This window comes from Comamonas sp. MYb69 (assembly GCF_037479315.1).
Taxonomy (GTDB): domain Bacteria; phylum Pseudomonadota; class Gammaproteobacteria; order Burkholderiales; family Burkholderiaceae_C; genus Comamonas.
The window spans coordinates 398,318-412,658 of record NZ_JBBGZG010000001.1 but is presented as its reverse complement, the minus strand read 5'-3'; the positions used below and the strand labels follow the sequence as shown (position 1 = coordinate 412,658).

Sequence of the window (14,341 nt, the reverse complement as noted above, 5' to 3'; positions counted from 1 at the left end):
AGAACAATTATCGATTGCAATATAAAATTACAAACTAGTTACCCATCACTTCTGCCAACCCCTTTCACCCTTCCCAACCATGCAATACGCACGCTACACCCCGGTGGTCCACGCCGTTCTGCTGGCCATTGGTGCCATCGGCTTTGCGGCCCCTGCCTTGGCACAAACGGCTGACACTACCGACACCGCGGCAGCCAACGCCAAGGCCGACGCCCCCAGCACCACCTTGGAGACCGTGACCGTCATCGGCTCGGTCAACGACCTGCAAAGCCTGGACTTCTACGCGCCCAACTCCAGCGCCGTGCTGCAAAAGGACCAGATCGACGCGCTGGGCGCGCGCAAGCTCGACCAGGCCCTGCAGTACCAGGCCGGCGTGGTCAGCGAGCCCTTTGGTGCGGATAACAAGGTCGAGTGGTTCAAGATCCGTGGCTTTGACGCCTCGGTGTCGCTGGACGGCACCCCTACCTCGCCCAACGGCTACTTTGTCTGGAAGCCTGAAATCTTTGGCGTGGAAACGGTGGAAGTCGTCAAGGGCGCCAATTCGCTGGTCTTTGGCGCCTCCGAGTCCGGCGGTGTCGTCAACCTGGTGACCAAGCGCCCCAAGAAGGAACGCGCACTGCAGCTGAACACCGAGGTCGGCAACCAAAAGCGCCTGGGCGCTGGCATCGACTACAACGACATCGCCAATGCCGATGGCACCGTGTACTACCGCCTGGTGGCGCAAGCGCGCCGCGAAGACGGCATGCAGCGCGAAACCAATATGAAGAGCTACTACCTGGCGCCCAGCGTCACGATGGAGTTCACGCCCCAAACCTCGCTGACCCTGCTGGGCAGCGTGCAGCGCGAAGATGGCCGCCCCACCAACGGCTTCCTGCCCGCCTACGGCACCATCACCGATACGCCTTATGGCCGCATCGACCGCCGCTTGAACGCAGGCGAGCCCGGTGTGGACCACCTCAAGCGCACCCAGTCGAGCCTGGGCTGGCTGCTGAGCCACCAGATCAACAGCGACTGGAAGTTCACGCAGAACTACAAGTACACCCACCTCGATCTGGACCAGGTCAACACCTTTGCCTATGGCTCGGACGGTGACCGGACGCTGTCGCGCGGCTACACCTACACCGATGGCACCTCCAAGAGCCATTACCTGGACAACCGCATCACCGGCAAGCTCAAGCTGTCCGACAGCATCCAGCTGCTGCCCACCTTCGGTATCGACTACCTCAAGTCCGACACCGATGGCCTGAACAACGGCTTTGGCTTTGTGCCGGGCCTGGACATGTTCAACCCCGTCTACGGCGCGCCTTTCGACATCACCGGCACGCCTTATGGCCTGCACTCGAAGCAGTGGGGCGCTTATGCCTCCACCCAGCTGCGCGTGGGCAGCCACTGGAACTTCAACGCCGGCTTCCGCCATGACAAGGCCAAGAACACGGGCTCGGTCAGCGGCTCCGATGCGGCCTATGACGTGAGCAAGAACAGCGTCAACCTGGGCGCGATGTACATCACCGACTTCGGTGTCTCGCCCTACATCAGCTATTCGGAATCCTTCAAGCCCATCACCGGCGTGGACAGCGAAGGCAGGGCCTACAAGCCCTACGAAGGCAAGCAAAGCGAAATCGGTTTGAAGATGGAGCCCACCTGGCTCAACGGCACCCTGACCCTCGCCTACTTTGACATCAAGGAAAAGAACGCGCTGATCTCGGACGCCTCCAACATCCAGACGCAGTCGGGCAAGCGCACCAACAAGGGCATCGAGTTGCAAGGCGACTTCAAGCTGGGCGCGGCGACTGCCATCAAGGCGGCCTACACGCACAACAACTCCAAGCAGGACATCTCGGCCACGCAGACCGTGCGCACGCCGCTGATCCCGGACAACCAGGTCAGCCTGTGGCTGAGCCACAGCCTGAGCCTGGCCAACAGCCAGAAGCTGACCGTGGCCGCCGGTGCCCGCTACAACGGCCAGACCGAAGACCAGCGCTACAGCCCCGGCAAGCGCATCTCCGGCTACACCTTGCTGGACCTGATGGTGCGCTACGACCTGAGCCGCGAATGGGCGCTGCAACTCAATGCCCGCAACCTGACCGACAAGACCTATGTCAGTGGTTGTGACTTCTACTGCTACTACGGCGGTGGCCGCACCGTTGACGTGCAGCTGCAGTACCAGTGGAAGTAAGCCACTAAGATCGAAAGCCTAGCGCCCATGCTGCGGCAGTGTCCGCAGCATGGGGTGTGGCTTTTTCTCTGACTGCAATTCCATGACGACTTCTTCCGGCAGTGCCGCCCCCTCTGCCGCCGACACCGGACCCGCGCAGTGGTCCGTTCGTGCTTTGCTGACGGTTGTTTTTCTGGGCCTCACCGCCGGGGTGCAGATGAGCGACTATGGCCTGCAGGCCATCTCGCTGTCGGCCATCCAGAAAAGCTTTGCGATCAGCGATGCCGCCATTGGCGCGCTGCAGGGCCTGGCCGGCGTGCTGGTGGGCAGTGCCCTCGCGATTCCGCTGGCGCGGTTTGCCGACCGTTTTTCGCGCAAGCGCGTGCTGCTCTGCCTGATAGCGGCCTCCACCGCGATGATGGTGCTGAGCGCATTGGCGCCCAACTTCCCCCTCTTCTTTCTGGGTCGCTCGGCCGCCGGTATCACCGAGTTTGCAATGGTGCCGCTGGTGTATTCGATGATCCCCGACCTGGCGCCGCAGCGCCACCGCGTGCTGGCCAACCTGGGCTTTGCGGCTCTCGTCTCCAGCGGCGCCAGCGCGGGCTTTTATTTTGCCGGTGATATCCAGAGCGCGGCCGTCGCGCTGATCCCGGGTGACATGGATGCCTGGCGCAAGGCCTTCTTGCTGCTGTCGGTCGCCGGCCTGCCCTTGCTGCTGGCGGGCCTGTTCACCGCCGATCCGCCGCGCTACATCGCCAGCAGCGATGGCGCCAGCGGCGCCTCGCTGCGCCAGTTCCTGCGCGCGCGCTGGCAGCCCATTGGCCTCTTTGTCGGCATTGCCGGCAGCCTGATGGTTGCCGTGCAAGGCTTGAACCAGCTGATCGCCTTGGCGCTGGAGCGCCGCTTTGAGGCCACGCCTGCCCATATTGGCGAGGTGATGGGCCCGATCCTGCTGGTCAGCACGCTGGGCTGCCTGCCGGTGGTAGCCTGGCTGGACCGCTGGCTCGCCCAGCGCCTGGGCCAGGCGGTGCGCCCGCTCATCATGGGCGTCTGCGCGCTGCTGGCCATTCCGGCCATCCTGATGCTGTTCTCCACCGCATCGCTGCCGCAGGCCTTTGTGGTGGTGGGACTCTTTCTCTTCATCACCTGCACCGCCAATGCGCTGGTGCCGACGATGCTGCAGGACCTCACCCCCGCCGCCTTGCGCGCCCGCATCTTTGCGCTGTGGAGCTTTGTGGTCTCGGTGTTCAGCGCGCTGGGGCCGCTGCTGGCGGGCTTTATCTCCACCTGGGTGGTGCAGGGCCATTTGCTCAGCGCCATCTCGGTCACGGCCGTTCCGGCACTGCTGGTGTCGGCCTGGTGTGCCTGGGGGCTGTTCCAACGCAGCCGGCCCCAGGCAGCGCTGCCACGCTAAACAGCTGGCGGCTTGCCGGCCGTGGCGCAGTGCTGGGCAAAGGCCCAGAGGCGCGCGGCCTGGCCCAACACGCTCTGCTGCTGGTCACTTTCCTGGTGGCCGCTGTCCGGGTTCAGCAGCAACAAGGCGGGCGCCGCGCTGGTGGAGCGGCGGCGCACATTGGCCATCAGTTTGGCCGGCTCCCAGTACGGCACGCGGTCATCCTTCAAGCCGGCGGTGCACAGCAGCGGCGGGTAGGCCGCCTCACGCACATTCTCGTAGGGCGACAGCGCCGCGATGTAGTCATAGGCGATCGGGTCGGCCAGCGGATCGCCCCAATCGGGCCGCAGCAGCGGCACCAGCGGGTGGTCGGCATCGCTCATGGTGTTGAGCATGTCGACAAACGGCACCTGCGCAATCACGCCCGCCCAGTGCTGGGGCTGCATGTTCATCGCGCCGCAGACCAGCAGGCCGCCAGCCGATATGCCGTGGGCCACCGTCTGCTGCGGCGTGCTGTAACCCAGTTGCTGCAGATGCTGGGCGCAGGCGATGAAGTCGGTCATCGAATTGCGCTTGTGCTCGCGGCAGCCGCCCTGGTACCAGTCATGGCCCTTCTCTGAACCACCCCGCACATGGGCAATCGCATAGCGGTAGCCGGCATCGGCCCAGGCGAGGGCCGGCAGCGAGAACGAGGCCTCGTGCGCAATGCCATAGGCGCCATAGCCGGTCAGCAGCAGCGGCTGGGGCTGGCTGGCGTCGATGTCCTCGCGCGAGAGCACCGTCAGCGGCACCCACTGGCCATCGGCCGCGCGCGCCTGCAGCCGCTCGATGCGGTAGTTGGCCGGGTCCAGTCCGCTCCAGGTCTCGCGCCCCACCTCGGTCATCTGGCCGTCGGCCAGGCGGATGTCCAGCCAGCGCGGCGGCTGGGCCGGCGTCTGGTGCTTGATGCGCACATGGCTGGCATCCCAGTGCTGGCCGGGCAGCAGGTCCAAGGTGTAGGCGGGTTCGTCAAAGCGGACCGTGGTTTGCGCCCCGTCGCGCTGCAGCAGCACCAGCTGGTGCAGGCCATCGGCGCGCTCGAGCCGCACCAGCGTACTGGCAAAGGGCTGCATCTTGATGATGGGCACGCCAAGGCGGTGGGCGGCCAGCGTTTGCTGGGGCTGCAGGTCGGGGCCCAGCCGCAGGATCTGGCGGTCGGTGGCGCCCCCGGCATTGGTCAGCGCCACCAGGCTGCCATTCCATTCGTTGACTTCGTAGCGGATGCCGCGCTCGCGCGGGCGCAGCAGGCGGGGCGCGGCATGCTCCTGGCCGGCGGCAATCAGGTGCAGCTCGCTGGTGTCGGGCCCGAACAGGCTCAGCACCACAAAGCCATTGGCCGCCGTGCGCGCCACGCGCATGAAGAGCGCCGGGTCGGCCTCCTCATGCACCAGCACCGGCTGCCCGCCCTGCAACGCACTGCGGTAGAGGCGCGATGGCCGGCTGTGCGCATCGCGCCAGATCCAGAACAGGTCCTGCGAGGACGGCGAAAAAGTCAGCCCGCCATAGCCAAAGGCGTCGCCCTCCACCAGCACCTGGGTCTGGCCGGTATCGGTGTCGAGCACGCAGATACGGTGGCGGTCATTGCCGATCAGGTCTTCGGCCCAGGCGTAGTAGCGGTCATCCGGGCTGGCCTGGTGGTCGGTGGCGCGGTAGTACCGATGGCCCTGCGATTGCACGGCCTCGTCGACCAGGGTCTGCACCCGGCCATCCGAATGGCTGCGCACAAACACCCGCTGGCCGCCCGCCCCTGGCTGGCTGCTATAGACCCAGCCCTGCAGCGCGGCGGGCGCAGCCAGCGCAGTGCTGCAGACATGGGCCGCCATCGCATCGTAGAAGCGCTGCGCCGATGCGGCCTGCGGCGCCAGCATCTGCTGCGCATAGTCGCGCTCGGCCTGCAGCAGGCTGCCCAGGGGCTCGGGCAGGTTGTCCATGCTGCGCGTGCCGGTCTCGGGGATGTATTTGAGCCAGGCAAAGTCATCATTGCGCCGGCGGCCCAGCTGTTCAATCCAGTGGTCCTGGGGCGCCGCATGCGGGGCGGTGATGGCCGGCCAGGCTGGCTGCTGAGCCGTGGTTGCACTATCAGCGGCAGCTGCCGGGGTGGGGGCTTGTGGAGAGGTGGGCATGGAGCAGCATTTTAGGGAGGCTGCGCTACCGCCCTGCTGACAAGGCCAAACACCGGGCAGGCGCAGCGAGCGTCCATAAAAAATGGCAGCGAACCGGGGTTCGCTGCCATGGTTTGCAGCCCTGCTGCAGGCGGTATGGATGCCTATCCGGCGCGGACTCAAGCGTCTGCGGCCGGGTCCGACACTGGCGCGGCCCGCTGCACGCGGAACCAGCGCACCGCGCCGCCCTTGGTCAGCAGCACCTCAAAGTGCAGGCCGCCCAGCATGATGTGGGCGCCGCGCTTGGGCACATGGCCCAGCTCATGGGCAATCAGGCCGCCAATGGTCTCAAACGACTCATCGGGGTCGCTGCTCTCGAGCACCACGTTGAACTCGTCAGCCACCCGCTCGACAGGCGTATCGCCCGAGATGCGGAAGGTGTCATCGGCCAGCGCAAAGATATCGCCCTCGTCTTCGGGCAGATCGAACTCGTCCTCGATCTCGCCGACGATCTGTTCGAGCACATCTTCAATCGTGACCAGGCCGGCCACACGGCCGAACTCATCAATGACGATGGCCAGGTGGTTGCGGTTGCCCCGGAACTCGCGCAGCAGGTCGTTGAGGCCCTTGCTCTCGGGCACAAACACCGCCGGGCGCAGCAGCGCGCGCAGATTGAGTTGGGGGGAGCGTTGCAGCTTGAGCAGGTCCTTGGCCATCAGGATGCCAATGATGTTTTCCTGCTCACCCTGGAACACCGGGAATCGCGAATGTGCGGTATTGATGACGGTGTGCAGCACCGACTCGTAGTCGGCCTCGATGTCGACCAGGTCCATGCGGGGTGCGGCCACCATCACATCGCCAGCGGTCATGTCTTCCATACGGATGACCCGCTCCAGCATCACGCGGGAGTCCGCGTTGATGACATCGTTGCTTTCGGCTTCCGCCAGGGTTTCGATCAACTCGTCCGCAGAGTCTGGGGCCGGGTGAATCAGTTCAGCGACCTTTTGAAAAAAGGTGCGTTTGTCTTCCTTGTCAGGGAAGCGCGAGGGATGGGGGTCTGACACTGTCTTGGAATGCAGGACGTGCGGTAGTGAAACAAGCGATCAGGATATCAAATTGCGGATTTCCTCCGAAATCGCTGCCCAATCCTTCAGCACTCCCCTGTGACAAACCCGGCTGTTTACTGGCCCGACTTGTGCCGGCCTTCCTGCACATCACGACGCACTTCCTGCACGGTGGACAGGAAATCCCAGAACTGGCGCGCCTGCTTCTTGAACTGGTAGTCCATCTCGCCCATCTGGTCCTCGACCAGGTCGGCCATGCGGGTGTCAAAGCCTGCGGGCGGGAGTTTCAGGTAGGCCTCGGATTCGGAACCATCGCGCTCCACCGTGGCGCCGGCCTTGCGGGCAATCTTGAGCATCGCGGTGTTCTCGGACAGTGCATGGATGAACAGCATCTGCACGCCTTTGGTGCGCGCGTCCATCGCGGCGCGCTCGAACAAACGGCTGCCCAGGCCCTTGCCCCGGCCGGACTTGAGCACGGAGACGCCAAACTCGGCGCAGCTGGCCATGTTCGACGACGGCGGCGCATAGGCCACATGGGCCATCGCAATCAGCTTGAGGCTGCGGTTGTAGATGCCAAAGATCTCGTCACGCTCAAAGTTCAGCCCGTCCACATAGCGCTCGATCTGCGCGTCGCTGGCCTGGTAGCCAAAGCGCAAATAGCGGTCCTGCGCATCGAGCGCCAGCAGATGGGCGAGGATGCGCGGGCGGTGACGCTCACTGAGGGCGCGGATAGGAACCATAGAGGCGGAAGGTCGTGGCTTCTTGCCGTCGGGCTGCTGCGGGCTCTCGCCCAACCGGCCAAAGAAGGGGAAAAACGCCATCATGCCGTTGGCAACGGATGAAGGGAACCATTCTTTCGTCGTGATCATGGGGTAAATATACGGGTTAACCCGCGCATTATCAATCATGCTGCGATGCAGCATATTTCGTGCCTATGGCTTACCCCGCGCTTACAAAGGGTATTCAAAGCCCCCGGCCATGCGGCTTTGCGCCGCAAGTGGGCACTCGGGCATGCGGTTTGAAGGGCCTGTGAGCGGTCCAGCAATCGCAGCGCCGTTTGCGCTGGCGCAACATCGCCTGTGGTTCAGACCCCGGGCAATACCGGCAGCGCTGTGGTGAGCTTGACACGGTCCAGCACAAAGCTGGTCTTGCAGTCCTGCACGGCAGGGTGGCGCAGCAAGGTGTCCATCACAAAGCGGCTGTAGTGCGCCATGTCGGCGACGACCACGCGCAGCAGATAATCCATGTCCCCGGTCAGCGCCACGCATTCGACCACCTCGGGCCAGCTTTGCACGCTGGCGCGGAAGAGATCGAGCGGGTTGCGCTTGCTCGCCTCGGTGAACTTCTCCAGCCGCACATTGAGGTAGGCGGTCATCGACAGGCCCACCGCCTCGGGCTTGACCAGGGCCACATAGCGCTCGATCACGCCCACCTCTTCGAGGCGCTTGACCCGGCGCAGCACGGCGCTCGATGACAGGCCCACCTGCTCGCCCACGACGTCATAGGTCTCGCGGCCGTTGTGCTGCAGGCGCTGCAAGATGGCACGGTCGAGCTTGTCCAGGGGGTAGGCAGAGGTGGTCATGGCAGGGGTCCGGAATGTTTTTGCTGCACCGCAGCAGCGCGACACAACAGGATCACGCAATTTTAATGCTTGATTTTTAGCAAGAACACACAAATCAGGCTTTCACTGCGATTGGACTGGGATAAATCGCCAAAATGCTGCGCACCAAGATCGGTACAGTGGAGCCACAGCAGCCAGCCGACGCTGGCGCCACCCGAGACGATCCACAGGAGACCTGCGATGACAGCCGCCATTCCCCACCAGACCACCGAATTCACGACCTGGGACAACCCCATGGGCACCGACGGCTTCGAGTTCATCGAATATGCCGCGCCCGATCCGGTCGCGATGGGCAAGGTCTTCACGGCCATGGGCTTCAAGCCCGTCGCGCGCCACCGCCACAAGAACGTGACCCTATACCGCCAGGGCGAGATCAACTTCATCATCAACGCCGAGCCCGACAGCTTTGCCCAGCGCTTTGCCCGCCTGCACGGCCCCAGCGTCTGCGCCATCGCCTTCCGCGTGCAGGATGCCAAGGCCGCCTATGAGCGTGCCCTGGGCCTGGGTGCCTGGGGCTATGCCGGCCAGGCCGGCCCGGGCGAGCTGAACATCCCCGCGATCAAGGGCATTGGCGACAGCCTGATCTACCTGGTGGACCGCTGGCGCGGCAAGAACGGCGCCCAGGCCGGTGACATCGGCAACATCGGCTTCTTCGATGTGGACTTCGAGCCGCTGCCCGGCGTCAGTGCCGAAGAGGCCCTGAACCCGCACGGCCATGGCCTGACCTATATCGACCACCTGACCCACAACGTGCACCGGGGCCGCATGGACGAATGGGCGGGCTTCTACGAGCGCCTGTTCAACTTCCGCGAGATCAAGTACTTCGACATCGAAGGCCAGGTCACCGGCGTCAAGAGCAAGGCCATGACCAGCCCCTGCGGCAAGATCCGCATTCCCATCAATGAAGAGGGCAAGGAAAAGGCCGGCCAGATCCAGGAATACCTGGACATGTACAACGGCGAAGGCATCCAGCACATCGCGATGGGCTCGGACAACCTCTATGCCACCGTGGACCAGCTGCGTGCCGGCGGCGTCAAGCTGCTCGACACCATCGACACCTACTACGAGCTGGTGGACAAGCGCCTGCCCGACCACGGCGAGGATGTGGCCGAGCTGAAAAAGCGCAAGATCCTGATCGATGGCACCGGCCAGAAGCTGCTGCTGCAGATCTTCAGCGAGAACCAGCTGGGCCCCATCTTCTTCGAGTTCATCCAGCGCAAGGGCGACGATGGTTTTGGCAATGGCAACTTCAAGGCGCTGTTCGAGAGCATTGAACTCGATCAGATGCGCCGTGGGGTGCTATAGGAAAAATTGAAGGGCTGCGGCTTTGATATTCCTCAATTTGCCACGCGGCCTCTCTATACTGCGGAGCGATTTATCAATCTGGAAACAATTGTGAAACGCACCGTCACCCTCGCCGCCATTCTGTCTGGTTTCATGTTGGCTGCCAGCGCGCAGAACGCCAGCCAACCGCTGACCTTTGTGGTCCCCTACCCCGCCGGTGGACCGCTGGACACCTCGGCCCATCTGCTGGCCCAGGGCGCCGAAAAGCAACTGGGCGCCATCACGGTGGCCAACAAGCCGGGTGCCGGTGGTGCCACGGGCGCGACCTTGGTGGCCCAGGCCAAGCCCCAGGAGAACATGGTGCTGATGGGCGCGGTGGCCACGCATGCGGTGCTGCCCTACCTGGGCACACCGCCACAGTACGACGCACAAAAGGACTTCAAGCCCTTGATCCTGGTGGCGCGCGTGCCCAACGTGCTGGTGATGAAAAAGAGCCGTGCCGAGCAGCTGGGCATCAAGACCACCTCGGAGATGGTCAGCTACATCAAGGGCCACCCCGGCAGCTTGAAGATGGGTTCGGGCGGCAACGGCAGTATCGGCCATATCTCGGGCGAGATGCTCAAGTCGCTGGCCAATCTGCAGATGCCCAGCGTGCCCTACGCCGGTGCGGCCCCGGCCCAGAAGGCGCTGCTGAGCGGCGATATCGATGTGGTGTTCGACAACCTGGCCTCGGCCCTGCCGCTGATCAAGTCCGGCGAGCTGCTGGCCTTGGCCGTGACCACCTCGGACCGCAATGTGGCCCTGCCCCAGGTGCCGCCGGTGAACGAGTCGGTGCCAGGCTTTGATGTTTCTACCTGGTTTGGTGTGTTTGCCCCCGCCAGCCTGCCCGACCAGGAAGCGCAGAAGTACGCCTACGCCTTCCAGGGCGCGCTGACCGATCCGCGCTTCAAGGCCGAGTACCTGAAGATGGGCATTGCGCCCGAAGACATGCGCCTCAAGGAGCTGTCGCACTTTGTATCGCAGGAAGCACGCAAGTTTCAGTTTCTGATCAACACGATCAAGATCAAGACCAACTGAGCGCCTGCAGCCTAACAACTGCGGGTGCCCGGCTGGTCCTATAAGAGCCGGTAACACGACCCAGCAAACCGAAGGTTTGCGGTTGAGACTAGGCGTCAAGCCGCAGGCAGTACAAGCGTACGACAAGGCTTGGCAACGACGTATCAAGGGTTGTGTTGGCGGCTCCACAACGTTAGGAGCACAGCATGGGACAAGCACCCGTGGTTTATGGACAATCCGATCGCCCGCCCCGCGGCGACTACAGCCGCGCGCAGGACGACTACACCTGCGCGCAAGACTACGCCGCCTACACCGAGGCCGACCACGACACCTACCGGCGCCTGTATGCGCGCCAAAAGGCCTTGCTGCCGGGGCTGGCGAGCCAGGCCTTCATCGATGCGCTGCCCTCACTCGGCGTCGAAGACCGCATCCCGCGCTTTGAAGACATCAACCAGCGGCTGCGCCAGGCCACCGGCTGGGAGATCGTCGCGGTGCCGGGCCTGATCCCGGAGGTGCCGTTTTTCAGCCTGCTTGCCAACCGAAAATTCCCGGTCACCGACTGGATCCGCAAGCCCGAGGAGTTCGACTATGTGGTCGAGCCCGATATCTTCCACGACCTGTTCGGCCATGTGCCGCTGCTGTTCAACCCGGTGATTGCCGACTATGTGCAGCGCTACGGCCAGGGCGGGCTCAAGGCCGAGCGCCTGGGCGCCTGTGAGATGCTGAGCCGCCTGTACTGGTACACGATCGAGTTTGGCCTGATCCGCGAGCAAGGCCAGATCCGCGCCTATGGCGCCGGCATCCTGAGCTCATCGGGCGAGCTGCAGCACGCCGTCACCAGCCCGCTGCCCCAGCGCCTGCCGCTGTCCTTGGAGCGCACGATGCGCACCCGCTACAAGATCGACAGCTACCAGCAGACCTATTTCGTCATCGACGATTTCCAGCAGCTGTTTGACATGACAGAGGGCGACTTCACCCCCGTGTATGCCGCATTGCGCGGCCTGCCCGAGCTGGCAGCGGACGCCCACGACTGAGGCGCTGGGCCGGCGCTCAGCGGTAGCGCTTGCAGGTGTGCGAGGGCAGCTCGGCAAACAGCGCCTTGTACTCCTGCGCAAAGCGGCCAAAGTGCCAAAAGCCCCAGGCCAGCGCAGCGTCCGAGACGCTGCTGCCCTGCTTGATCGCGCGGCGTGCACCATTGAGGCGCACGGCGCGCAGATAGCTTTGCGGCGAGATGCCCAGCACCTCCTGGAACGAGTACTGCAAGGCGCGGCGGCTCACCGCCAGCGCCTGGCACAGGTCTTCGACCGTCAATGAGCCATCGGCGCCTGTGGCCACCACCCGCTCCCGCGCCATGCTGACGATATGCGCGCGCCGCTGGTAGGACAGCTGCTCATCGGCCTCGCTCCCCACGCCATCGCGCAGCACCGCAGCAATGGCGGCAAGCACATCGCCGGCCATCTCGTCGAGCTGCTGGGGCGGCAGGGCTTCTGGCGTGGTATCGGCCAGGCACTGCTGCATGTCGGACAGCAGAATCGGCAGGCGCCAGCGCTCATGGGCCGAGACCGGCCGCAGATGCGGCTGCGACAGCTGGGCCTGCAGCTGCTCGCGTTCGCTGGCCGTCAGATAGGGGTCCAGGCTGCCCTGGTCTACGACAAAATCGATGATCTCCAGGCCGCCGGGCGAGACAAACTCAAAGGGGCCATCGCCCGAGAACACAATCGCATGCCCCTCGCTGCAGGAGCGGTTGCAGAACATGGTGTTGCCCGGAATGCTGCTGGGCAGGCCGATGGCCAACTGCCCGGCGCGCAAGGCACCGGTCTGGTGCAGCGCCTGGCTGGAGAACTCGCGCCAGGCCTGGATAGGCCCCAGGTGCAAGCTGGTGACCCGGCCCTCAAAGCTGCCGGCCGACAGCTGCTCATAGCGCTGGTTCCAGCCCTGCAGCAAGGCCGCCTGCTCATCGACATCACAGGTCTGCGCCACCTGCGCAGTCGCGCAGCGCTCAGCACGGAGGCTGCTCAGCGCGGGCGATGGACAAGGGGCGCTCAGGGACATGGCGGCGCAATGGCGTGGCTAGGCATACAGGCATGGTCATGCAAAAAGCGCACCAAGGTCAACCCAGCCTTCCCCTTAGCCAGATTTGCCGAAATCGGATAGAGCCCGGAGCCCATCTTTGCCACCATCGGGGAGACCACAGACAACAAGGCAGGCCATGGCCCAAACCCCCAACCCCGCAGGCGCCAGCGCCGCGCACCCAAGCAACTATTTCGAGCAGCGCCAGCTCAAGCGCGGGGCAGCCGGCTGGCTGCTGCTGGTCGGCCTGGGCGTGGCCTATGTCATCTCGGGCGACTATGCCGGCTGGAACTTCGGCCTCAAGACCGGCGGCTGGGGCGGCCTGCTGGTGGCCTCGGCGCTGATGGCGACGATGTACACCTGCATGTGCTTTGCGCTCGCTGAGCTCGCCACCATCGCGCCCACGGCGGGCGGCGGCTATGGCTTTGCCCGGCGCGCCTTTGGGCCCTGGGGCGGTTTTCTCTGCGGCGTCGCCATCCTGATCGAATACGCGATTGCACCGGCGGCGATTGCCACCTTTATCGGCGCCTACTGCCAGTCGCTGTTCGGCATCGATGGCTGGATGGTCTACCTGGGCTTTTATGCCGTGTTTCTGGGCATCCACATCTATGGCGCGGGTGAAGCCCTGCGCCTCATCTTTGCCGTCACCGCGCTGGCAGTCGTTGCGCTCGTGGTCTTCATCGTCGCGATGGTGCCGCATTTCCAGCTCAGCAACCTGTTTGACATCGCCCCTACCGACGCCTGGGGCGCCAGCAGCTTTTTGCCCTTTGGCTACATCGGCATCTGGGCCTGCATCCCCTATGGCATCTGGTTCTTTCTGGCGGTAGAAGGCGTGCCCCTGGCCGCCGAAGAAGCGCAGGACCCGCGCCGCGATCTGCCGCGCGGCCTGATCGGCGCCATCGCCGTGCTGGTGCTGTTCTGCGGCCTGATCCTGGTGCTGGCGCCAGGCGGCGCGGGGGCTGCGGCCTTGATGAACTCGGGCAACCCGCTGGTCGAGGCGCTGGAATCCAGCAAGGTGCTGGGTGGCCCCACCTGGATCAGCCGCTTTGTGAACTTTGTCGGCCTGGCCGGCCTCATTGCCAGCTTCTTCTCGATCATCTACGGCTACTCGCGCCTGGTGTTTGCGATGTCGCGCGCCGGCTACCTGCCCCGGTGCCTGTCGTTGACCACGCAGCGCAAGACCCCGTACCTCGCACTGCTGGTGCCCGGCGCGATCGGCTTTGCGCTGTCGCTGACCGGCCAGGGCGATCTGCTGATCCTTGTCGCGGTGTTTGGCGCCACGATCTCCTACGTGATGATGATGGCCGCGCATATCTGGCTGCGCATCAAGGAGCCGAACCTGCCGCGCGCCTACCGCACGCCCGGCGGCGTCTTCACCTCGGGCATCGCGCTGGTGCTGGCCTGCATCGCCGTGGTGGCCGGCTTTCTGGTGGACCCCCGGGTTCTCATCGGCGCCCTCATCGTTTACGCTGTCTTCGTTGCCTACTTTGCGCTGTACAGCCGCCACCACCTGGTGGCCGACGCCCCCGGCGAGACAACCCCCTGAGGAAGCGCTGC

12 protein-coding genes are annotated in these 14,341 nt (G+C 64.5%); 6 read left to right on the top strand and 6 right to left on the bottom strand.

What is annotated here, in order from left to right; genetic code table 11:
- Positions 1-79: 79 nt before the first annotated feature.
- Positions 80-2,176, top strand: coding sequence for a TonB-dependent siderophore receptor (locus WH303_RS01795; RefSeq protein ID WP_021028767.1), 2,097 nt, complete (start codon positions 80-82; stop codon positions 2,174-2,176).
- An 82-nt stretch (positions 2,177-2,258) separates the two neighbouring features.
- Complete coding sequence (locus WH303_RS01790) at positions 2,259-3,569, top strand: MFS transporter (RefSeq protein ID WP_339516516.1); 1,311 nt, start codon at positions 2,259-2,261, stop codon at positions 3,567-3,569.
- Here the strand turns inward: WH303_RS01790 and WH303_RS01785 are convergent.
- From WH303_RS01785 to WH303_RS01765, 5 genes are all read right to left on the bottom strand, one after another.
- A complete protein-coding gene (locus tag WH303_RS01785) occupies positions 3,566-5,710 on the bottom strand; it encodes a prolyl oligopeptidase family serine peptidase (protein ID WP_339516514.1) in 2,145 nt (714 codons plus the stop codon). The two genes, WH303_RS01790 and WH303_RS01785, sit on opposite strands and share 4 nt — an antisense overlap.
- Positions 5,711-5,868: 158 nt before the next feature.
- Entirely contained in the window at positions 5,869-6,753 is an 885-nt protein-coding gene (locus WH303_RS01780; protein WP_116926628.1) for an HlyC/CorC family transporter, read from the bottom strand.
- A 116-nt stretch (positions 6,754-6,869) separates the two neighbouring features.
- On the bottom strand, positions 6,870-7,622 hold the full coding sequence (locus WH303_RS01775; protein ID WP_027011339.1) for a GNAT family N-acetyltransferase: 753 nt from the start codon (positions 7,620-7,622) through the stop codon (positions 6,870-6,872).
- Positions 7,623-7,837: 215 nt separating this feature from the next.
- Positions 7,838-8,335, bottom strand: a complete 498-nt coding sequence (locus WH303_RS01770; RefSeq protein ID WP_021028762.1) for an Lrp/AsnC family transcriptional regulator — start codon at positions 8,333-8,335, stop codon at positions 7,838-7,840.
- Positions 8,336-8,397: 62 nt separating this feature from the next.
- Positions 8,398-8,568 carry a hypothetical protein gene (locus WH303_RS01765; RefSeq protein WP_021028761.1) on the bottom strand — a complete coding sequence of 57 codons (171 nt, stop codon included), beginning with the start codon at positions 8,566-8,568 and terminating at the stop codon, positions 8,398-8,400.
- Here WH303_RS01765 and hppD point away from each other — a divergent pair.
- From hppD to phhA, 3 genes are all read left to right on the top strand, one after another.
- Positions 8,555-9,679, top strand: coding sequence for a 4-hydroxyphenylpyruvate dioxygenase (gene hppD / locus WH303_RS01760; protein ID WP_021028760.1), 1,125 nt, complete (start codon positions 8,555-8,557; stop codon positions 9,677-9,679). The two genes, WH303_RS01765 and hppD, sit on opposite strands and share 14 nt — an antisense overlap.
- 90 nt (positions 9,680-9,769) lie before the next feature.
- Entirely contained in the window at positions 9,770-10,735 is a 966-nt protein-coding gene (locus WH303_RS01755) for a Bug family tripartite tricarboxylate transporter substrate binding protein (RefSeq protein ID WP_339516503.1), read from the top strand.
- 185 nt (positions 10,736-10,920) lie between these two features.
- Entirely contained in the window at positions 10,921-11,748 is an 828-nt protein-coding gene (phhA, locus tag WH303_RS01750) for a phenylalanine 4-monooxygenase (RefSeq protein ID WP_339516501.1), read from the top strand.
- Between the two features lie 16 nt (positions 11,749-11,764).
- Here phhA and WH303_RS01745 read toward each other — a convergent pair whose 3' ends face one another.
- Positions 11,765-12,766, bottom strand: a complete 1,002-nt coding sequence (locus WH303_RS01745; RefSeq protein ID WP_339516499.1) for a helix-turn-helix domain-containing protein — start codon at positions 12,764-12,766, stop codon at positions 11,765-11,767.
- A 157-nt stretch (positions 12,767-12,923) separates the two neighbouring features.
- On the opposite strand from WH303_RS01745, the gene eat reads away from it, so the two are divergent.
- Positions 12,924-14,330, top strand: a complete 1,407-nt coding sequence (gene eat, locus WH303_RS01740) for an ethanolamine permease (protein ID WP_339516497.1) — start codon at positions 12,924-12,926, stop codon at positions 14,328-14,330.
- Positions 14,331-14,341: the final 11 nt, after the last annotated feature.